18 protein-coding genes are annotated in these 19,220 nt (G+C 63.2%); 9 read left to right on the top strand and 9 right to left on the bottom strand.

Annotation, left to right across the window (positions count from 1 at the left end):
- Nucleotides 1-92: 92 nt before the first annotated feature.
- From JV18_RS0110785 to JV18_RS0110775, 3 genes are all read left to right on the top strand, one after another.
- Nucleotides 93-1,334, top strand: coding sequence for a NupC/NupG family nucleoside CNT transporter (locus JV18_RS0110785; RefSeq protein WP_033074489.1), 1,242 nt, complete (start codon nt 93-95; stop codon nt 1,332-1,334).
- Between the two features lie 157 nt (nt 1,335-1,491).
- A complete protein-coding gene (locus tag JV18_RS0110780) occupies nt 1,492-2,112 on the top strand; it encodes a beta/gamma crystallin-related protein (RefSeq protein WP_235303143.1) in 621 nt (206 codons plus the stop codon).
- A 16-nt stretch (nt 2,113-2,128) separates the two neighbouring features.
- Nucleotides 2,129-2,449, top strand: a complete 321-nt coding sequence (locus JV18_RS0110775) for an MliC family protein (protein ID WP_033074488.1) — start codon at nt 2,129-2,131, stop codon at nt 2,447-2,449.
- A 112-nt stretch (nt 2,450-2,561) separates the two neighbouring features.
- Here the strand turns inward: JV18_RS0110775 and JV18_RS0110770 are convergent, their stop codons facing one another.
- The 6 genes from JV18_RS0110770 to gluQRS form a co-directional block, all read right to left on the bottom strand.
- Nucleotides 2,562-3,428, bottom strand: a complete 867-nt coding sequence (locus JV18_RS0110770; RefSeq protein WP_033074487.1) for a 3-hydroxyacyl-CoA dehydrogenase NAD-binding domain-containing protein — start codon at nt 3,426-3,428, stop codon at nt 2,562-2,564.
- Between the two features lie 83 nt (nt 3,429-3,511).
- Nucleotides 3,512-4,498, bottom strand: coding sequence for an L-histidine N(alpha)-methyltransferase (gene egtD, locus JV18_RS0110765; protein ID WP_052071901.1), 987 nt, complete (start codon nt 4,496-4,498; stop codon nt 3,512-3,514).
- A gap of 2 nt (nt 4,499-4,500) precedes the next feature.
- Nucleotides 4,501-5,802 (bottom strand): ergothioneine biosynthesis protein EgtB, encoded by a 1,302-nt coding sequence (gene egtB, locus JV18_RS0110760; protein WP_033074486.1) that lies wholly within the window; start codon nt 5,800-5,802, stop codon nt 4,501-4,503.
- Nucleotides 5,803-5,895: 93 nt separating this feature from the next.
- Nucleotides 5,896-6,489: a cob(I)yrinic acid a,c-diamide adenosyltransferase gene (locus JV18_RS0110755; RefSeq protein WP_033074485.1), complete on the bottom strand. Its 594-nt coding sequence runs from the start codon at nt 6,487-6,489 to the stop codon at nt 5,896-5,898.
- 19 nt (nt 6,490-6,508) lie between these two features.
- Nucleotides 6,509-6,733, bottom strand: a complete 225-nt coding sequence (locus JV18_RS0110750) for an HIG1 domain-containing protein (protein WP_033074484.1) — start codon at nt 6,731-6,733, stop codon at nt 6,509-6,511.
- A gap of 9 nt (nt 6,734-6,742) precedes the next feature.
- Entirely contained in the window at nt 6,743-7,594 is an 852-nt protein-coding gene (gluQRS, locus tag JV18_RS0110745; protein WP_144243920.1) for a tRNA glutamyl-Q(34) synthetase GluQRS, read from the bottom strand.
- 170 nt (nt 7,595-7,764) lie between these two features.
- On the opposite strand from gluQRS, the gene JV18_RS0110740 reads away from it, so the two are divergent.
- The 3 genes from JV18_RS0110740 to ppc all read left to right on the top strand — a co-directional run bounded on the left by JV18_RS0110740 (nt 7,765) and on the right by ppc (nt 11,667).
- Nucleotides 7,765-8,331 (top strand): HNH endonuclease, encoded by a 567-nt coding sequence (locus JV18_RS0110740; RefSeq protein WP_033074483.1) that lies wholly within the window; start codon nt 7,765-7,767, stop codon nt 8,329-8,331.
- A gap of 70 nt (nt 8,332-8,401) precedes the next feature.
- Nucleotides 8,402-8,824, top strand: coding sequence for a YbaY family lipoprotein (locus JV18_RS0110735; protein WP_033074482.1), 423 nt, complete (start codon nt 8,402-8,404; stop codon nt 8,822-8,824).
- Between the two features lie 164 nt (nt 8,825-8,988).
- Nucleotides 8,989-11,667, top strand: a complete 2,679-nt coding sequence (gene ppc, locus JV18_RS0110730; RefSeq protein ID WP_033075257.1) for a phosphoenolpyruvate carboxylase — start codon at nt 8,989-8,991, stop codon at nt 11,665-11,667.
- A gap of 104 nt (nt 11,668-11,771) precedes the next feature.
- On the opposite strand, the gene JV18_RS0110725 is transcribed toward ppc, so the two are convergent.
- The 3 genes from JV18_RS0110725 to JV18_RS0110715 form a co-directional block, all read right to left on the bottom strand.
- Complete coding sequence (locus JV18_RS0110725) at nt 11,772-12,575, bottom strand: SDR family oxidoreductase (RefSeq protein WP_033074481.1); 804 nt, start codon at nt 12,573-12,575, stop codon at nt 11,772-11,774.
- Between the two features lie 110 nt (nt 12,576-12,685).
- Nucleotides 12,686-13,804, bottom strand: a complete 1,119-nt coding sequence (locus JV18_RS0110720; RefSeq protein ID WP_033074480.1) for an acyl-CoA dehydrogenase family protein — start codon at nt 13,802-13,804, stop codon at nt 12,686-12,688.
- A gap of 140 nt (nt 13,805-13,944) precedes the next feature.
- A complete protein-coding gene (locus JV18_RS0110715; protein ID WP_033074479.1) occupies nt 13,945-15,126 on the bottom strand; it encodes an acyl-CoA dehydrogenase family protein in 1,182 nt (393 codons plus the stop codon).
- A 307-nt stretch (nt 15,127-15,433) separates the two neighbouring features.
- Between JV18_RS0110715 and JV18_RS0110710 the strand changes: the two genes are divergently transcribed.
- From JV18_RS0110710 to JV18_RS0110700, 3 genes are all read left to right on the top strand, one after another.
- Nucleotides 15,434-16,312, top strand: a complete 879-nt coding sequence (locus JV18_RS0110710; protein WP_033074478.1) for an SDR family NAD(P)-dependent oxidoreductase — start codon at nt 15,434-15,436, stop codon at nt 16,310-16,312.
- On the top strand, nt 16,309-17,766 hold the full coding sequence (locus JV18_RS0110705) for an MFS transporter (protein WP_033074477.1): 1,458 nt from the start codon (nt 16,309-16,311) through the stop codon (nt 17,764-17,766). The genes JV18_RS0110710 and JV18_RS0110705 overlap by 4 nt, the downstream gene beginning before the upstream one ends.
- Before the next feature lie 100 nt (nt 17,767-17,866).
- The gene (locus JV18_RS0110700; protein ID WP_033074476.1) at nt 17,867-19,159 is read left to right on the top strand and encodes an acyl-CoA dehydrogenase family protein; all 1,293 of its coding nucleotides are present in this window, start codon (nt 17,867-17,869) and stop codon (nt 19,157-19,159) included.
- Nucleotides 19,160-19,220: the final 61 nt, after the last annotated feature.

The raw sequence follows: 19,220 nt of genomic DNA, 5'->3' as shown, positions 1-19,220 counted from the left end.
GATGCACAAAAAAAGCACAGGAGCAGCCGCCCCTTGCCCCCGCGTCAAAGCCCGCTAGACAGGCCGGAACATCGGTTTTGGACGTAGCATATATGGAACGGCTCATCGCTCTGCTCGGGATTGCTGCCCTTTTGGGGATCGCCGTGCTTTTTTCATCCAACCGGCGCTGGATACGCCTGCGCGTCGTGATACCCGCCTTTTTGCTCCAAGCAGGATTTGCCCTGCTGGTTATTGGGACGCCTTGGGGGCGGGCGGTTATTCTCGCTATGTCTAACGGCGTGTCCAATCTTTTGGGCTATGCCAAGGCGGGAACCGACTTTATTTTCGGGCCCTTAGCGTCGCCGGAGATAGGCGCGAACAGCTTTGCCATCGCGGCTTTGCCTGTCATCATTTTCTTCGCTTCGCTGATTTCGATCCTTTATTATCTTGGTATCATGCAATTGGTGATCAAATGGGTCGGCGGCGCCATCCAGAAGATCACGGGTATCACCAAGGTCGAAAGCCTGGGGTCCGCCGCGAATATCTTTGTCGGACAGAGCGAATCCCCGCTGGTCATTCGTCCCTATCTCGCCAGCCTGACCCCCTCCCAGCTGTTCACGATCATGACCGTCGGAATGGCGGGTGTCGCCGGAACAATCCTGGGCGCCTATGCCAGCATGATCGGCGAGCAGCTTCTCCCCTATTTGCTGGCGGCCAGTTTCATGTCAGCGCCCGGCGGCATATTGATGGCCAAGATCATGATGCCCGACGATCCCAAGAGCCTGGGAGTAGAGCCGGTGATCATGCCCGAGGCGAGCCATGACGAAGAGAAACCCGCCAATATCATCATGGCGGCGGCCCAGGGCGCGCAGACCGGGGTCAAACTGGCCGTGGCGGTCGGCGCCATGGTGCTGGCCTTTGTCGCTCTGGTGGCGCTCGCCAATGGCATGCTGGCCGGCATAGGCGCATGGTTCGGTTATCCCGACCTTTCCTTTCAGGCAATCATCGGCTGGCTGTTCGCCCCCGTCATGTATCTGATGGGTGTGCCCTGGGCGGAGAGCGGCACCGTCGGCGGCCTGTTCGGCACCAAGGTCGTGCTCAACGAATTTGTCGCCTTTATCGACCTTGGCCGCGTCCAGGGCGATTTGTCCGCCACCTCGGTCGCGATCGGCACCTTTGCCTTGTGTGGTTTCGCCAACTTCAGCTCGATTGCCATCCAGATGGCGGTGACCGGCGGGCTTGCCCCCAATCAGCGACCGGTGATTGCCCGCCTGGGGTTGAAAGCGCTGCTGGCAGGCAGCCTGTCCAACCTCATGTCAGCCGCCCTGGCGGGATTAATGCTGGGTTTGATTTAAACGCAAAGCGCGCCGGGATATGAATCGTTGATTAGGCGCGCGGAAAACGTGCCTAATGCTCTCCTAATGAGGCGCCTTCCTATTAATTGCCAAGTCGTTCGAACTATGAGACATTTGCGCTTGTCGCACCGACTTGCTGATTTGGGAAGGATTGGGGATGACGAGCATCAGGAAATATTATCAATATATGATTGGCGCCGTGATAGCAGGCGCCGTCATGAGCGGGCCGCCTTCGGTCGCGCAAACAAGCGATAAAATGTATCGTCCTAGCGAAGCCACCATCTATCGCGATGCATCCTATCGCGGCCCGGCAATGGCTGTGAGTGAAGAAAAGTCCGATCTGGGGCTGAGCTGGCCGGTCAATTCGATCCGGGTGGGCAGCGGTTCGTGGCAATTATGCGAGCGAGCCTATTTTCGTGGCCAGTGCCGCACGGTCAATCGCGATACCGCGCGCCTGAACAATTCGCAGCGGGGCATGACCGTCCAGTCGATCCGGCCGCTTGGCGGCGGCGGAGGCGGGGGCGGCGATTGGCAGAACCCGCCAGCCCGCGGCGAAAGCGCACGCGGAAGTTTTGCCGAATTTCATACCCAGCCCGCCACAAATGGCCGCCGCGTCCTTGCCTGCGCCAGCGGATCTTCAACGGCAAGTTGCGCTGCACGAACCGCCGACAATTGGTGCCGCTCGATCGGCTGGGGCGGGTCGGCACGCGAGCATATGGAAAGCGTCGACCGGCGCGTCTACCTGGCCGACGTCCTGTGCGTTCGTACCGGATATTGATGGAAGGGGAAGTCTGATGAACAAGTTGATGACGATTGCCACCGGGGCACTGACCGCTGTTGCGCTTGCCGCCTGTTCCTCCGTTCCGGAAAGGACGGGCAGCTTTTATGAATGTGACCGCGGCACGAAGCTGAACGTGAATTATCTGAAGGACAGCGCGCTCGTCCGGGTCAATGGCAAGCGCGCGATCCCCTTGCGCCAGGTGGCCAGCAATCGCGGCACCGTATATGAAAATCATAACGGCCTTCGCCTCGAACGCCACGGCAACAGCGTCACCTGGAACACAGCGGCGCGCAGCGCCGCCGAAACCTGCCGCACGGTAATCACGCCCTTTTAAGCGCGACTCGACGGTAAAGGCGCGCGCCCTGTCAAGATTTCATGGCATGGCGCGCGCCTTTATTCCGAAGCCGCGACAGGGGGCATCGCAAGCGTAGCCGCGTCGGCCACCATCACCGGGTCGGCACGGGCTCTGGCCCCGTCCAGTCGTAGAAGCCCCGTCCGGCTTTCTTGCCGACCCAGCCCGCCTCCACATATTGAACGAGCAGCGGCGCGGGGCGGAATTTGGGGTCACCCGTGCCATTGTGCAGCACGCGGATGATTTCGAGACAGGTATCAAGCCCGATGAAATCGGCGAGGGTGATCGGGCCCATCGGATGATTGAGGCCGAGGCGGCATCCCGTGTCGATATCCTGCATCGTCGCGACGCCTTCGCCCAGCGCAAATATGGCTTCGTTGATCAAGGGCATCAGCACGCGGTTGACGATAAAGCCCGGCGCGTCATTGGCATGGACGATTTCCTTGCCCAACCCGCGCCCAAAGGCCTCGACCCGCGCGAGCGTGTCATCGCTGGTGGCAAGTCCGCGGATCAATTCGATCAGCCCCATCACGGGGACGGGGTTGAAGAAATGGACGCCGATGAAGCGCGCCGGGTCCGGTGACGCTTGCGCCAGACGGGTAATCGGGATCGAGCTGGTATTGCTGGCGAGGATAGCGCTGTCCGACAAATGGCCGCCGACGCTTTCAAAAATCCTGCGCTTGATCTCTTCGCGCTCGGTCGCGGCTTCGATCACCAGTTCGGCCGGAGCGAAGGCTGCATGATCGGCAACGGGGGTGATGCGCGCAAGAAGCGCATCGGCGTCGGCGCGCGTCACCTTTTCCTTTGACACCAGCCGGTCGAGCGCCTTGGCGATGCCTGCCTTGCCCGCTTCGGCGCGCGGAAGATCAATGTCGGAGAGGAGCACATCATGGCCCGCGCCCGCCGACACCTGGGCAATGCCCGCCCCCATTTGCCCCGCACCGATAACGCCGACGATCATAGCATGCCCTTTCCGCTGAAAATATGTGGCTGCTGCCTAGGCGCTGGCACGGCGAGGTCAAGGGCAGACGCGGCTTTGGCCCATCAGGGAGCGGAGCGAAAGGCGGTGGCTTCGGCCAGGATGAGAGCAAAGGCGGGGTCAACATCATCCCAGGCGGCAAGGGGGGTCCAGCCGCCCGCCCGGAGCAACAGGCCGGCATCGCGCGGCCCATATTTATGGCTGTTTTCGCTGTGAATCGTCTCCCCCGCCGCCATCGCATAGCGCCGCCCATCCACGCTGAATTCCATGGCCCGGCCCGCCACCAGATGCATTTCGATGCGCCCATGCACATCGTTCCAGATCGCGCGGTGCGAAAAATCATCGACGGGAATATCGCCCGCCAATTCGCGGTTGATCCGGTCCAGCAGGTTGCGATTGAAGGCGGCGGTGACCCCGGCCGGATCGTCATAGGCCGCGATCAGCGTATCAACATCCTTGATCCGGTCGATGCCGATCAGCAGCAATGCCCCTTCGCCGAGGCTGTCGCGCCAGTCGCGCAGCAAATCGACTGCCGTGCGCGCGACCATATTGCCAATTGTCGATCCGGGGAAAAAGCCAAGCTTTGGCCCGGCTGCGATTTCGCGCGGCAGGGTGACGCGCTGCGTAAAATCGGCTTCGACCGGATAGATGGGCAGGCCGGGAAATTTTTCTGCGAGCCCGGCCGCGCTGTCGCGCAGAAACTCCCCCGAAATATCGACGGGCACATAGGCCGAAGGAGCGATGGCGCCGAGAAGAAGCGGCGTCTTGGCCGAGCTGCCCGATCCCAGTTCGACGACCGCGCGCCCCTTGCCCACATGATCGGCGATGGCGGCGGCATGGCGGGTCAGCAGATCGGTTTCGCTGCGCGTCGGATAATATTCAGGAAGCGCGGTGATATCCTCAAACAAGGCCGAGCCCATTGTATCGTAGAACCAGCGGGCAGGAATCGCCTTTTGCGCCTGCGCCAAGCCGCTGTGGACATCAGCGCGAAAAGCCGCATCTATTCCGCTGTCGTCGGCATCCACCTGCCGCAATTGCCGCACAACGCCCATGGTCAAAGATCCTTTGCAAGCCGCAAGCCGGTGAATTGCCAGCGTTGGTGCGGATAGAAGAAATTGCGGTAGGAGGCGCGCATATGGCCGCGCGGGGTCGCGCAGCTTCCGCCGCGCAGCACGAACTGCCCGCTCATGAACTTGCCATTATATTCGCCCACCGCCCCGGGCGCAGGACGAAAGCCGGGATAGGGGCGATAGGCGCTGCCGGTCCATTCCCAGACGCCGCCGAACATATGGCGCGGGTGGCCGTCCGCCATGCCGCCTTGCTCTTCCCTTCTCGCCATGGACGCGGGATGGACGGGGCCGGGCTCGTCGAGCTGGTCCCCGCCATGCGGATCGAGCGGCGCCGCGGCGGCTTCCCATTCGGCTTCGGTCGGAAGGCGTGCGCCCGCCCAGGCGGCGAAGGCGTCCGCCTCGTAAAAGCTGATATGCGTCACGGGAGCGGACGGGTCGATATCGCGCCAACCGGCAAGCGTGAACTGCTGACCCTCTTTCCAATATTGCGGCGCCGAGATCGCCTCGCGCTGCACCCAGGCCCAACCGTCGCTGAGCCAGAGCGCGGGGGTTTCATAGCCGCCATCATCGATAAATTGCTGCCACTCGCCATTGGAGACCGGACGGTCGGCGAGCGCGTAGGCGCCCAGCAGCAGTTCGTGGCGCGGGCCTTCGCAATCGAAGGCAAAGCCTTCGCCCTCCTTATGACCGATGGTCACGCGGCCGGATTGTCCCTCCACCCATTGGAGCGCAGGAAGCGACGAGGTGGCGGGCGGCGCAGGCGGCGCGTTCCACAGCGCGGGACCGAGGGGGTTTTGGGCGAAAAGATGCTTTACATCGGTGAGCAGCAATTCCTGATGCTGTTGCTCATGATGAATGCCCAGTTCAACAAGCGCGCGCGCGCTGACCGAAAGATGGGGCAGAGCCGCATCAAGCGCCGCATCGACATGGCGGCGCCATGCGCGAATATCCTTGAGCGAGGGGCGCGTGAGAAGGCCGCGGTGCGGGCGGGCATGGCGCGGCCCCTCGGCTTCATAATAGCTGTTGAAGAGATAGGGATAGCGTTCGTCAAACAGCTGATACCCCGGCACATGGTCGCGCAGCACAAAGCTTTCGAAAAACCAGCTCGTATGCGCGAGATGCCATTTCGCAGGCGAGGCATCGTCCATCGATTGCGCCGTCGCATCGGCGTCCGACAGCGGGGCGGCCAGTTCGAGTGACAGGCGCCGTGTATCCGCCAGCCGCTGCCCGAGAGGGTCGCGGGTCACGAACATGGAAGAGCGCGAAACGTCGACATGGCTGGCCATGAACTGACAATCCCCCGAAGCGTGATTCGTTTCGAACCGGCCCCAATATGTTGGCACCGCGCCCCGATGTCCAGAACATTTCGGGAACGAATATCAGCGGGTCGCGCCAGGCTTCCATAATATATCGCCCCCGGCCGCGGCATTGATATGCCGGGTGAGGACGAAAAGATGGTCCGACAGGCGGTTGAGATAGGCCAGCGCCAGGGGATTAAGCTGTCGATCCGCACCCGCCGCAACGGCGCTCCGTTCGGCGCGGCGGGCGACCGCGCGTGCAAGGTGAAGCCGCGCCGCCGCTTCGCTTCCGCCGGGGAGGATAAAGCTGGTCAGCGGAGAAAGCGCGTCGTTCATCGCGTCAATCTCCGCCTCCAGCCGGTCCACCTGGCTCGCGACGATCCGCAGCGCCATATCGTGCGGGCCAAAACCATGTTGCGGGTCGGCGGGCGTCGCCAGATCGGCGCCGAGATCGAAAAGCTCATTCTGAATGCGGGTCAACATCGCCGGGACATCGGCCGCATCCGGTGCGCCTTCGCCCAGCGCGGCAAGCGCCAGACCGATCGCGCTGTTCGCTTCGTCGACATCGCCGATAGCGGTCATCAGCGGTGCCGCCTTGGCGATACGCGACCCGTCGACAAGGCCCGTCGTGCCCTGATCCCCCGTGCGGGTGTAAATCTTGTTGAGCTTGACCATCTTCGTCCGGCTGCGACGATCAGTTGCCTGCGGCGAGCACGCCGATGAGGACGAGCAGGATCACGGTGATCGCCTGCCATTTGACGCGCGCCATCATCATCTTGTTCTGCATCGCCTGATTTTCCTCGACCGTCCCGTCGAGTGCAGCGCGATGGCCCTGCGAAAAATAGAAAAGGCCCCGCGCCAGCGCGAAGAGGACGAAGGCAGCGGCCACAACCACCGCAAGGACGAGCAGCATGTTCATAATCTTAACCTAGGGCATTTGAAGCGAATATCCAGTAGGAAGCCGCCCGGCGCGCAAATCATCGGCCAAGGCGCGGCCATCGACGCCGTCCGCGCGCATCGCCGCAAGGCTGGCGGCGGCGTCACGTTTTGCGAGCCGCTTGCCCTGCGGGCCGCAAAGAAGCGGATGATGGCGATAAATGGGTGTGGGGAGGCCGAGCAACGCTTGAAGCAGGCGGTGGATGTCGGTCGATGCGATCAGGTCCGCGCCCCGGATGACGTGGCTGACCCCCAAAGCGGCATCGTCGATCGTGCTCGCCAGATGATAGCTGGCCGGCGCATCCTTGCGCGCGAGCACGACATCGCCATGCGCGCCCGGATCGGCGCGGCGGGGGCCGCGCCCCTCCTCTTCCCACGTCAGGGGTCCGGCCAGCGCGGCGGCGCGCGCCATGTCGATCCGCCAGCAATGCGGGTCATCGGCGCGGCGCGCGTCACGCAATGCGGGCGGCAGGGCGCGGCAGGTGCCGGGATATACCGGCCCCAACGGACCGTGCGGCGCGGACAGGCTGGCGGCGATATCGGCGCGGGTGCAAAAACAGGGGTAGACGAGCCCGCGCCGCGCCAGATCGTCCATGGCCGCCGCATAATCGCCGAGCCGGTCCGACTGGCGCAGCGGCGGAGCGTCCCAGTCCAGCCCCAGCCATTCAAGATCGGCGAGCGCCGCCGTCACATAGGCCTCCCGCGAGCGGCTGCCATCGATATCGTCGATCCGTATGTGAAAGCGCCCACCCACAGCCCGCGCCGCGTCGTGCGCGATGATCGCGCTATACGCATGGCCGAGGTGCAATTCCCCGGTCGGGCTGGGAGCGAAGCGGGTCAGCATGAGAGCGGGCGAGCCTCCACATGCTGTGGCCGACAGGGCACAAGGGAGGCATATATTGTCGCACATCCCCTCTTGACGGCGAAATCATATCCGTCATGTAATGATGCTGTCACTCGGGAACGGCAGTGGCGCGCCATCCCGCGCAGCATAGGGGGCAGCGTTACCGACCCATGTTTCATCCCGATCTTGCCCGGCATCCCGACTCCTGTCCGGCCCTTGTTCTCAACGCCGATTATACGCCGCTCAGCTATTATCCCTTGAGCCTGTGGCCATGGCAAACAGCGGTCAAGGCGGTTTTCCTCGACCGCGTCACCATCGTTGAAAATTATGAGCGCGAAATCCACTCGCCGACCCGGTCGATGCCCATTCCCAGCGTCATTGCGCTGCGGCAATATGTGCGGCCGTCGGAACACCCCGCTTTCACGCGGTTCAACCTGTTTCTGCGCGACCGTTTCGCCTGCCAATATTGCGGGTCAGGCAGGGATCTGACCTTTGATCATGTCATCCCCCGCCGCCTGGGCGGACGGACGAGCTGGGAAAATGTCGCCACCGCCTGTGCGCCCTGTAACCTCAAGAAAGGCGGACGCACGCCCGAACAGGCGCATATGCCGCTCTATCGCCAGCCCTGGCGTCCGACGAGCTGGCAATTGCAGGATAATGGCCGCGCCTTTCCCCCCAATTACCTGCATGAAAGCTGGATCGACTGGCTTTATTGGGACGTCGAACTGGAAGGATAATCGGACATCCCCGGTTCAGCCTGTCGACTTTAGGAGCCTCCCCTTTCCCGAAGTTGAAGGAGATTATCCAATGGTCCGCCTGACCCAGACGCTTGCGCTTGGCCTTGCCGCCCTGTCCACATCGGCCTGCGCTACTTTTCCTTCAGCGCAGCAGCCGGTTCAGGTGATGGGGGAAATCAGCTATCGTGAGCGCATCGCCCTGCCCCCCACTGCACAGATTGAAATTCGCGTCGACGATGTCAGCCGGATGGACGCCCCCGCGCGCACCTTGGCGCGACAGGCTTTTACAGCCAATGGCCGTCAGGTACCCTTTGCTTTCTCGCTTACCGTCGACAAGGGCGAGATTGATCCCCGGGGCCGCTATACGCTGTCGGCCCGTATCACCGATGCCTCAGGGCGGCTGATGTTCATCACCGATACCCATAATGACGTGCAGTTCGACAGCCGCAAGCTGGTCGACATGGGGATGGTGACGCTGGTGAAGACCCGCTGACCCTTTGCGATTGGGGCGCCGACCGGAGACATGAGCCCAGGCCTGCAAATTTCCCGGTTGGCGCCTTCGCACTTTAATAATTTCAATTCGGCGCAGGATCGCATGCGAAAAGCATAGCTATGCGCCGCTTGACCGCGCGCCTTCGCACGTGCAGCAAAAGGGGCATGGGCCCACCGATACAAATTTCGCAGAATCCCGACATCCGCTATCTGGGGCGGATCCTCGGCGACGTTATCCGCGCTTATGGCGGCGAGAAGCTGTTTCGCCAGACCGAATATATTCGCTCCTCCAGCGTCGACCGGCATCGCGGCATCGCGGGCGCGGAAGCGATTGATCCGGGGCTGGACGCACTCAGCCTTGATGACACCATCGCTTTTGTCCGCGGCTTCATGCTGTTTTCGATGCTCGCCAATCTGGCCGAGGACCGGCAGGGCGTCGCCGCCGAGCCCGAAGCGACCGTCGCCGCCGCGCTGGAAACATTGAAGGGCGACGGGATTGATACCGACGCTGTTACCGCGCTGCTCGACGCCGCGTTGATCGCGCCGGTGCTGACCGCCCACCCCACCGAAGTGCGGCGCAAGTCGATGCTCGATCACAAGAACCGTATCGCCGAGCTGATGCAGATGCGCGATGCGGGCGTCGAGGAAACGCCCGAAGGCGATGTGATCGAGGAAGCGATCCGGCGACAGGTCGCGCTGTTGTGGCAGACGCGGCCCCAGCGCACCGAAAAATTATTCGTCGCCGACGAGATCGACAATGCGCTGACCTATTTGCGTGACGTTTTTCTGCCCGTCGTGCCCAAGCTCTATGCGCGCTGGGAAAAGCAATTGGGGCGGCGCCCCGCCAGCTTTTTGCGCATCGGAAGCTGGATCGGCGGCGACCGCGACGGCAACCCCTTTGTCACTGCCGAAACGCTGCGTCTGGCTACCAGCCGCAGCGCGGCAGCGGTGATCGGCCATTATATTGATGCCGTCCATGCGCTGGGCGCCGAATTGTCGGTTTCGGCCAATCTGGCCCCCGTTCCCGACGCCGTGATCGCGCTGGCCGAAGCGAGCGGCGATACCGCACCCAGCCGCCGCGACGAACCCTATCGCCGCGCCATTTCGGGCATCTATGCGCGGCTGTCGGCGACCTATGCCGGGATCGTCGGCAAGCCGCCGCCGCGTCCGTCGGCGCTGGCGGGCGAGGCCTATACGACCCCGGGCGATTTCCGCCGCGATCTCGTCACCCTGGCCGATGGCCTGTCGGCGAGTGGCGAAGGGCAGCTTGGCGGGATTGGCGCGCTGGGACGACTCATCCGCGCGGTTGAGGTCTTTGGCTTTCATCTCGCGACGCTCGACATGCGGCAAAATAGTTCGGTGCACGAGCGCGTGCTGGCCGAATTGCTGAAGGTCGCGGGCGTGTGCGACGATTATCTGGCGCTGGACGAGGAAGCGCGCGTCGCGCTGCTGACCGGCGAATTGCAAAGCGACCGTCCGCTGGCCGCACCCTGGCACGAATGGAGCGAGGAAACGGCAGGCGAGCTGGCCATTATTCACGCCGCCGCCGATGTGCGCGCGCGGTTGGGGAAGGACGCCATCTGCCAGTGGATCATCTCCATGGCGCAGGATTTGTCCGACCTTCTGGAAGTTCATGTGCTGGCGCGCGAGGCCGGGCTGTGGCGCGGCGGGGAAGACGCGGGGAAGAGCAATCTGATGGTCGTCCCGCTGTTCGAGACGATCGACGATTTAAGCCGCGCGCCCGATATCATGCGCCGTTATTTCGCCATGCCCGAAATCGGGCCGCAGGTCGCGCTGCGCGGGCATCAGGAAGTGATGATCGGCTATTCGGATTCGAACAAGGATGGCGGCTATCTGACCTCGACCTGGGGGCTGCATCAGGCGTCGCACGCGCTGACCCCGGTGTTTGCCGAGGCGGGAAGCGCGATGCAATTATTCCATGGCCGCGGCGGCGCCGTGGGGCGCGGCGGCGGCAGTGCCTTTGCCGCGATCCGCGCGCAGCCCGCCGCCACGGTGCAGGGGCGGATCCGGATCACCGAACAGGGCGAGGTCATCGCCGCCAAATATGGCACGCCCGACAGCGCCGAGACCAATTTGGAAGCGATGGTATCGGCGAGCCTGCTCGCCAGCCTGGAACCCGAACCCATGTGCGAGAAGGACGCCGCGCGGTTCCGCGGGGCGATGAACGCACTGTCGGACACCGCCTTCGCCACCTATCGCGGGCTGGTTTATGATACCCCGGCGTTCAAGGACTTCTTTCGCGCGATGACGCCGATCGCCGAGATTGCGACGCTGAAAATCGGGTCGCGTCCGTCGAGCCGGAAGAAAAGCAGCGCGATCGAGGATCTGCGCGCCATTCCCTGGGTGTTCAGCTGGGCGCAGGCGCGCGTCATGCTGCCCGGCTGGTATGGGACGGGCGAGGCCTTTGCCGCATTCAAGGACAAGGCGCTCTTGTCCGACATGCTGCAATGCTGGCCCTTCTTCTCCGCCCTGATCGGCAATATGGAAATGGTGCTCGCCAAATCGGACATGGGCATCGCCGCGCGCTATGCCGCGCTGGCAGCCGACGTCGAGGGGCAGGAGGCGATTTTCACCCGCATTCGTGACGGGTGGGAACGCGCGCATGACGGCCTGCTGACGATCACCGGCCAGTCGCGGCTGCTGGAGAAGAATCCGGCGCTGGAGGCGTCGATCCGCCTGCGTCTGCCCTATATCGAGCCGCTCAACCTGCTCCAGATCGAACTGATGAAGCGGCACCGGGCGGGCGAGACCGATCCGCGGATTGCCGAGGGGATTCAGCTGACGATCAACGCGATTGCAACGGCGCTGCGGAACAGCGGGTAAAGGCGAAGGGCTGGATTGCTTCGCCCGGCTTTCGCCGGGCTCGCAATGACGCTTTTCAGGCAGAAGTTTGCAGGATCGTCCGGCCCCCGAAGGAGCCGTCCGGGTCAGGCGTCGATGCTGGTTTTGAGATCGCCGTGAACAAGGCCGCCGTCGACGGTGATCGTGTCGCCGACGACATAATTGCCCGCTTTTGACGCGAGGAAGATCGCGGCGCCTGCCATATCCTCGGGCACGCCGATGCGCTTGACCGGAATGCTTTTGGCGACGGCATCGCCATGGTCGCGCGCCGCCTTGTTCATGTCCGACTGAAAGGCGCCCGGGGCGATGGCAGTGACGATGATATTGTCGGTGACGAGCCGCGCCGCCATGCGCTTGGTCAGATAAAGGATCGCCGCCTTCGACGCATGATAGCTGTAGGTTTCCCACGGATTGAGCCGCATGCCGTCGATCGAGCCGATGTTGATGATCTTCGCCGGCTGATCGGCGCTGCCGCCTGCCTTGAGCAGCCCGTGCAGCGCTTGCGTGAGGAAGAAGGGCGATTTGACGTTGATGTCCATCACCTTGTCCCAGCCCGCTTCGGGGAAGCCTTCGAACGGTTCGCCCCAGGCGGCGCCGGCATTGTTGACGAGGATGTCGAGCCGTTCCTCGCGCGCTTCGAGTTCCTTCGCCAGCGCCCGGCAACCTTCGACCGTCGCCAAATCGACGGGAAGGCCGATCACCTTGCCGGGATGGCGGGTTTCGAAATCGGCGATTGCCGCCTCGATCTGATCGGCCTTGCGCGCCGAAATATAGACGCGCGCGCAGCCTGCGGCGAGATAGCCTTCGACGATCATCTTGCCGATGCCGCGCGAGCCGCCGGTGACGAGAGCGATGCGGCCATCGAGGCCGAACATGTCGTTGAGGTTCATCTGTTTTTCTCCGTTCGTTCAGCGGCAGGGGAATGGCCCACCCCGCTGCGAGTAGCGAGCACGCTCGCAACTCTCGCTGCCCCTCCCGCAAGCGGGAGGGGGGTCAAAGGTCAGTAGCCGTTCATCCGGGCGACCTGGTCGGTGTGGTAATGGACATCGCCCATAAATTCGGCGAGCGCGCGGTCGCGTTTCATATAGAGGCCGATGTCATATTCGTCGGTCATGCCGATGCCGCCGTGCATCTGGACGCCTTCGCGCACAGCAAGGTTTGCCGCGCGCCCCGCTTTCGCCTTGGCGACCGAGACCATCAGCTTGGCGCCCTCGCTGCCTTCGTCGAGCAGTTGCTGCGCCTTCATCACCGTGGCGCGGGCGACTTCCATTTCGCCATAAAGATGCGCGGCGCGGTGCTGGAGCCCCTGGAACTCGCCGATCAGCTTTCCGAACTGCTTGCGTTCCTTGAGGTAAGTGATGGTCATATCCATCGCCCCCTGCCCCACGCCGACCATTTCGGCGGCGGCGCCGGTGCGCGTTGCGGCGAGCAGCGCGTTCAGCACCTCTTCGCCCGCATCAACCTCTCCGATCACCGCATCGGCATCGACCTCGACCCCGTCGAAGGTGACATGGCTGGCGAGGCTCGAGTCGACGAGGCGGCGTGGGTCGGCGGTGAGGCCCTTGGCATTTTTGGGCACCGCGAACAGCGTGATGCCGCCATCGGTCCGCGCCGACACAATGCTCATATCGGCGACATGGCCGTGAAGGACGAAATCCTTTTTGCCGTCGAGGCGGAAGCCATTGCCGCTGCGCGTGGCGGTCGTCGCCACCCGGTCGGGGCGATGCTTTGGCCCTTCGTCGATGGCGAGCGCGACAATCGCCTCGCCGCCCGCAATGGCGGGGAGCCAGCGGCTCGCCTGCGTGCCGCCCGCTTTCGCAAGCGCCGCGACCGCGCCGACGCTGGTCGCGAGAAAGGGCGACGGGGTGAGATTGCGGCCAATCTCTTCGAGCACAATGCCCGCCTCCATATGCCCCATGCCAAGGCCGCCATGATCTTCGGGCACCAGCATTCCGGGCAGGCCCATTTCGACGAACTGCCCCCAAAGCTCGCGCGAAAAGCCGGTTTCATCGGCGGTGTCGCGCAGCGTGCGAAGATGCGAAACGGGGGCCTGTTCGGCCACAAAAGGGGCGACGCTGTCCTTGAGCATCGCCTGGTCGTCATTGTGATAAAGCGGCATCTTTTCTCTCTCCATTTCCCCTCCCGCCTGCGGGAGGGGTCAGGGGTGGGCCAGCGACGTCGCTTTTTCCCGCCCCGCTGCAGCTAGCGAACAAGTTCGCAAGCTTCGCTGCCCCTCCCGCTCGCGGGAGGGGAGAAGTTTCACGCCCCCGGCAGTTCCAGGATACGCTTGGCGATGACGTTGAGCATGACCTCGCTCGTCCCGCCTTCGATCGAATTGGCCTTGGTGCGAAGCCAGCTGCGCGCACGGGCGCCGCCGCGGCTTTCTTCGCTGTCCCATTCGAGCGCGTCGCTGCCGCCGCCCGCCATGACGAGTTCGTGGCGGCGCTTGTTGAGCTCGGTCCCGACATATTTCATCATGTTCGACGAAGCAGGATGCGCGCGCCCGGTTTTCCACATGTCCATGAAGCGTTCGCCCATCGCGCGATAGGCGAAAACATCGGTGTCGAAGGCGGCCATTTCGGCGCGCAGGATCGGATCGTCGAGCTCGCCATGGTCGTTGCGGCCGAGCGACTTGGCGAAGAGCGCGCCGACGCTGACCATGTCGCCGCCCGCGCCGCCGCCCGAGATCATCTCGCGTTCGTGGCCGAGCAGATATTTGGCAACGTCCCAGCCGCGATTGACCTCGCCGACAAACTGATCCTTCGGCACTTTGACATCGTCGAAGAAGGTTTCGCAGAAGGGGCTGTTGCCCGAAATCAGCAGGATCGGCTTGGTCGACACGCCTTCGCTTTCCATGTCGAAAAGCATGAAGGTGATGCCCTGATATTTATTCGCCTTGTCGGTTCGGACGAGGCAGAAGATCCAGTCGGCCTTGTCGGCATAGCTGGTCCAGATTTTCGAGCCATTGACGACCCAATGATCGCCCTTGTCCTCGCCGAATGTCTGCAAGCTGACAAGGTCGCTGCCCGCGCCGGGTTCCGAATAGCCCTGGCACCAGCGGATTTCGCCGCGCGCAATCTGGTTCAGATAATGGACCTTTTGCTCTTCGGTGCCGAATTTGAGCAGCGCGGGGCCGAGCATCCAGATGCCGAAGCTGTCGAGCGGCGAGCGCGCGCCGATACGCTTCATTTCCTGTTTGAGGATTTTCGTTTCTTCGGCCGAGAGACCCGCGCCGCCATAGGGCTTGGGCCAATCGGGAACCGTATAGCCTTTTTCAGCGCAGCGTTCGAGCCAGAGCTTCTGCGCCTCGCTCTTGAATTGGAACTTGCGCCCGCCCCAGCAGATATCATCCTCGTCGCGCACGGGTTCGCGCATTTCGGCGGGGCAATTTGCCTCCAGCCAGGCGCGCACTTCGGCGCGGAAAGCGTCCAGATCGCTCATCTTCAGGCTCCTCTTCCTTTCGTTGACGCTGAGCCTGTTTCCGCTGCGCGAAAACAGTTCGGCACCGGCCCGCTCCCCCGCCCGGCCTCCCCCAGCTTCCTGTCGTCGGGGAAGCCAGGCGGGGGAGCGGGCCGGCGTCGAAGGCACGTCATTGGCGATAAACCTAGGGCGAGAGCGAAGCTTTACGCAAGCGTCAACTTGGGCCCGCGCGCCTGCCGCTACGGCGCCGTAGCGTCCGATGGGCCGCCGTTGACGCGCCTTTCGGGACGCCTAAGCTAAGTGGCAAAATAAAACGGGAGAGCGCAGCATGCGATTCGCAAACAAGGTCGCCATCGTCACCGGTGCAGCATCGGGCATTGGAAAGGCGGCGACGCTGAAACTGGCGAGCGAAGGCGCGCATGTCTTTGCCTCTGACATTGACGAAGCGGGCGGACGCGCGCTCGGCGAGGCGAGCAACGGGCGGATCGATTTCATCCGCTGCGACGTGTGCGAGCCGTCGGATATCAAGGCGTTGATGGATGCCGCCGCCGCTGCGGCGGGCGGGATCGACATCTTGTTCAACAATGCCGCCGCGGGCGGTGCACGCCCGCCGATCGACGAGATTGAGCCCGAGGAATGGGACGCGACGATGAACCTGATCCTGCGGTCGGTCGCCATGGGAATACGCTATGCGGTGCCGCACATGAAGGGCCGCCCCGCGACCCGGACGGGCGGCGCGTCGATCATCAACACCGCGAGCGTTGCGGCGCTGGGCGCGGGATATTCGCCCACCACCTATGCCGTTGCCAAGGCAGGCGTGCTGCACCTCACCAAGGTAGCGGCGACCGACCTTGCCCGCTATGGCATAAGGGTGAACGCCATCTGCCCCGGTTTTATCAACACCAATATCTTTACCTCTTCGCTGGAGGTGCCCGAGGCGAGCAAGGCAGCCGCCAAGGCGGTGATCGCCGATATGAGCGCCGCGGCACAGCCCGTCGCGCGGGGCGGCCAGCCGCAGGATATCGCCAATGCCGCAGCCTATCTGGCGAGCGAGGAATCGAGCTTTATGACCGGCACCCATATGCTGGTCGACGGCGGGCTGACCATTGGCCAGCGTCACGCCTGGGACCCTGAAACCCCCGGCCTGTTCGATGCGCTGACCGCGATGGGAGGGGGCGACGCGAACGCCGCGGCCCCCGCCGCATGAGCGCGAGCCTGACGGCGCCCCCGGCCGAACGATTACCGCTGCGCCTGAAAATCATGCATGGGCTGGGGAGCCTCGCCTATGGCGTGAAGGAAAATGGCTTTTCGACCTTTTTGCTGTTGTTTTACAATCAGGTGATCGGGCTCGATGCCGGGCTGGTCGGCACGGCGATCATGGCCGCGCTGATTTTCGATGCCTTTATCGACCCCGTTATCGGCGAGATGACCGACCGAACGCGCAGCCGCTGGGGCCGCCGCCTGCCCTGGCTTTATTTTACCCCGCTGCCGCTGGCCATCGCCTGGATGCTGCTGTGGTCGCCGCCCGAAATGAGCGATGCCGCGACCGTCGCCTGGCTGATCGGCTTTGCGATCATCGTCCGCGCGCTGGTGTCGATGTGCGAAGTGCCCTCAATCGCTATCGTTCCCGAACTCACCGCCGACTATGATGAGCGCACGCGGGTGATGCGATACCGTTTTCTGTTCGGATGGGGCGGCGGGCTGGTGCTGCTGGTGCTGGCCTATGGCGTGTTTTTCAACGGCGCCAAGGGGCTGGTCGATCCCGCGGGCTATTTCCCCTTTGCGCTGACCGGCGCGCTGGTGATGCTGGGCGCGGTGATGCTCTCCGCCGCCGGGCAGCACAAGCGCATTGCGGTATCGAACCTGCATGAAAAGCGTCCGCCCGCCCGCCTGTCGCATATTATCGGCGAGATGCGCGAGACGCTGTCGAACCGCGCCTTTTTGTGGCTGACCTTTGCGGCGCTGTTCGGATTTGTGAATCAGGGCATCACCTTTGCGCTCAACAATTATCTCCTGAGCTTTTTCTGGCAGTTCAGCCAGGGCGAGATGGTCGCCTATGTCTTTCTGCTCTTTGCCTCGATGATCGCGGCCTTTTTATGCGTCGCGCCGCTGTCGGCCCGCTTTGGCAAGCGCGACGGGGCGATTGTCGCGGGGGCGATTTCCATCGCCTTCAACAGCGCCATCTATTTTTCATGGATGGAAGGATTTTTCCCCGGCCTGCCCGGAAAACCCAGCGTCGCCTGGATGTTCGGCCTGGTGTTCATCGCCAACAGCTGTTCGATCATGCTGATGATCCTCTCCTCCTCGATGATGGCCGATGTGGTCGAGGCATCGCAGAGCGAGACGGGGCGCCGGTCCGAAGGGCTGTTCTTTGCCGGATATTTCTTCATGCAGAAATGCGCGACGGGGCTTGGCATTTTTGTGGCGGGGATGATCCTGTCCTTTGCAGCCTTTCCGGCGGGCGCCGAGCCGGGACAGGTCGCGCAAACGGTGCTGGGCAATCTCGCACTCGGCTATATGCTGGCGATATTGGTCGTGGGGGCGCTGGGCCTGATGGTGATGCGGCGTTTTCCCATCTCGCGCGCCGACCATGAAGCGCGGCTGGCGCTGCTCGATGATGCCGCGCGCGCCGAGCCCGACGCCAACGCCGCCCACCCCTGACGGGGCGCAAGAAGGAAATTTCGCACCGCGGGTCTTGGCAAGCGGCGCGAAACGGTCCATTAGTTTACGTGAACGTAAAGGGAAAGAGAAGGAAGCACCGATGGATTTCGATCTGACAGACCGGCAGAAGCATTGGCAGGGCCGTGTGCGCGAATTCATCGAGCGCAAGGTGCGCCCCGCGGTGCCGACCTATAAGGCGCAGGACGCCGAGGGCGACCGGTGGAAAGTCATCCAGGTCATCGAGGATCTGAAGGCCGAGGCCAAGGCCGCGGGCATATGGAATCTGTTCATGCCCCCGCGCAGCGCGGCGCATCATCATGTCGAAGAGACGTTCGAGTTTGAAGGCCCCGGCCTCACCAATCTTGAATATGCGCTCTGCGCCGAGGAAATGGGGCGCATCGGCTTTGCCAGCGAAGTGTTCAACTGCTCGGCGCCCGATACGGGCAATATGGAAGTGTTCCACCGCTATGGCACCCGCGCGCAGAAGGACAAATGGCTGAAGCCGCTGATGGAGGGCGAGATTCGTTCGGCCTTTCTGATGACCGAGCCCGCGGTCGCCTCGTCCGATGCGACCAATATCGAAACGCGAATCGAGCGCGACGGCGATGATTATGTGATCAACGGCACCAAATGGTGGTCGTCAGGCGCGGGCGATCCGCGCTGCAAGGTCGCCATCGTCATGGGCAAGACCGATTTCGGGGCGAAGCGTCACCAGCAACAGTCGATGCTGGTCGTGCCGCTCGACACGCCGGGCATTCATATCAAACGCCACCTGCCCGTGTTCGGTTTCGACGATGCGCCCCACGGCCATATGGAGATTGAACTGAAGGATGTGCGCGTCAACACCGAGGAGGCGATGCTGCTGGGCGAGGGCCGCGGGTTCGAGATTGCGCAGGGCCGCCTTGGGCCGGGCCGCATCCATCATTGCATGCGGACCATCGGCACCGCCGAGGAAGCGCTGGAGAAAATGTGCAAGCGGCTACAGTCGCGCGTCGCCTTTGGCAAGACGATCGCCGAACACAGCATCTGGGAACAGCGGATCGCGCGCGCGCGCATCGATATCGAGATGACGCGCCTGCTTTGCCTGAAAGCCGCCGACATGATGGACAAGGTCGGCAACAAGGCGGCAGCCGCCGAAATTGCGATGATCAAGGTGCAGGCGCCGAACATGGCGCTGCAGATCATCGACGATGCCATTCAGGCGCATGGCGGCGGCGGGGTCAGCGACGATTTCGGCCTGACCAAAATGTATGCGGGCCAGCGCGCGCTGCGTATCGCCGACGGTCCCGACGAGGTCCATGCCCGCGCCATTTCGCGCATCGAACTGGCGAAACATTCGGCGGCGGCGAGCGACAGCGGCTTTTCGTCGGGTGACATTGGCGTGTCGCGTTAAGGGGCAGCACGTCGTTCGTGTCGAGCGCAGTCGAGACACGGGGGCGCAGAATGGTTCCGGG

It is taken from the genome of Sphingopyxis sp. MWB1, from assembly GCF_000763945.1.
Taxonomy (GTDB): domain Bacteria; phylum Pseudomonadota; class Alphaproteobacteria; order Sphingomonadales; family Sphingomonadaceae; genus Sphingopyxis.
Note: the sequence above shows the minus strand (reverse complement) of the source record. Positions and strands in the feature narration are given on the sequence as shown.

What these genes read in the sequence shown, in the direction of transcription:
- egtB (WP_033074486.1), bottom strand. Translation starts at nt 5,802, where the DNA reads ATGGCCAGCCATGTCGACGTTTCGCGCTCTTCCATGTTCGTGACCCGC.
- JV18_RS0110715 (WP_033074479.1), bottom strand. Translation starts at nt 15,126, where the DNA reads ATGAGCGATCTGGACGCTTTCCGCGCCGAAGTGCGCGCCTGGCTGGAG.
- ppc (WP_033075257.1), top strand. Translation starts at nt 8,989, where the DNA reads ATGGGCCCACCGATACAAATTTCGCAGAATCCCGACATCCGCTATCTG.
- JV18_RS0110775 (WP_033074488.1), top strand. Translation starts at nt 2,129, where the DNA reads ATGAACAAGTTGATGACGATTGCCACCGGGGCACTGACCGCTGTTGCG.
- JV18_RS0110755 (WP_033074485.1), bottom strand. Translation starts at nt 6,489, where the DNA reads ATGGTCAAGCTCAACAAGATTTACACCCGCACGGGGGATCAGGGCACG.
- JV18_RS0110725 (WP_033074481.1), bottom strand. Translation starts at nt 12,575, where the DNA reads ATGAACCTCAACGACATGTTCGGCCTCGATGGCCGCATCGCTCTCGTC.
- JV18_RS0110720 (WP_033074480.1), bottom strand. Translation starts at nt 13,804, where the DNA reads ATGCCGCTTTATCACAATGACGACCAGGCGATGCTCAAGGACAGCGTC.
- JV18_RS0110750 (WP_033074484.1), bottom strand. Translation starts at nt 6,733, where the DNA reads ATGAACATGCTGCTCGTCCTTGCGGTGGTTGTGGCCGCTGCCTTCGTC.
- JV18_RS0110770 (WP_033074487.1), bottom strand. Translation starts at nt 3,428, where the DNA reads ATGATCGTCGGCGTTATCGGTGCGGGGCAAATGGGGGCGGGCATTGCC.
- JV18_RS0110740 (WP_033074483.1), top strand. Translation starts at nt 7,765, where the DNA reads ATGTTTCATCCCGATCTTGCCCGGCATCCCGACTCCTGTCCGGCCCTT.
- JV18_RS0110710 (WP_033074478.1), top strand. Translation starts at nt 15,434, where the DNA reads ATGCGATTCGCAAACAAGGTCGCCATCGTCACCGGTGCAGCATCGGGC.
- JV18_RS0110785 (WP_033074489.1), top strand. Translation starts at nt 93, where the DNA reads ATGGAACGGCTCATCGCTCTGCTCGGGATTGCTGCCCTTTTGGGGATC.
- JV18_RS0110700 (WP_033074476.1), top strand. Translation starts at nt 17,867, where the DNA reads ATGGATTTCGATCTGACAGACCGGCAGAAGCATTGGCAGGGCCGTGTG.
- egtD (WP_052071901.1), bottom strand. Translation starts at nt 4,498, where the DNA reads ATGGGCGTTGTGCGGCAATTGCGGCAGGTGGATGCCGACGACAGCGGA.
- JV18_RS0110705 (WP_033074477.1), top strand. Translation starts at nt 16,309, where the DNA reads ATGAGCGCGAGCCTGACGGCGCCCCCGGCCGAACGATTACCGCTGCGC.
- gluQRS (WP_144243920.1), bottom strand. Translation starts at nt 7,594, where the DNA reads ATGCTGACCCGCTTCGCTCCCAGCCCGACCGGGGAATTGCACCTCGGC.
- JV18_RS0110735 (WP_033074482.1), top strand. Translation starts at nt 8,402, where the DNA reads ATGGTCCGCCTGACCCAGACGCTTGCGCTTGGCCTTGCCGCCCTGTCC.
- JV18_RS0110780 (WP_235303143.1), top strand. Translation starts at nt 1,492, where the DNA reads ATGACGAGCATCAGGAAATATTATCAATATATGATTGGCGCCGTGATA.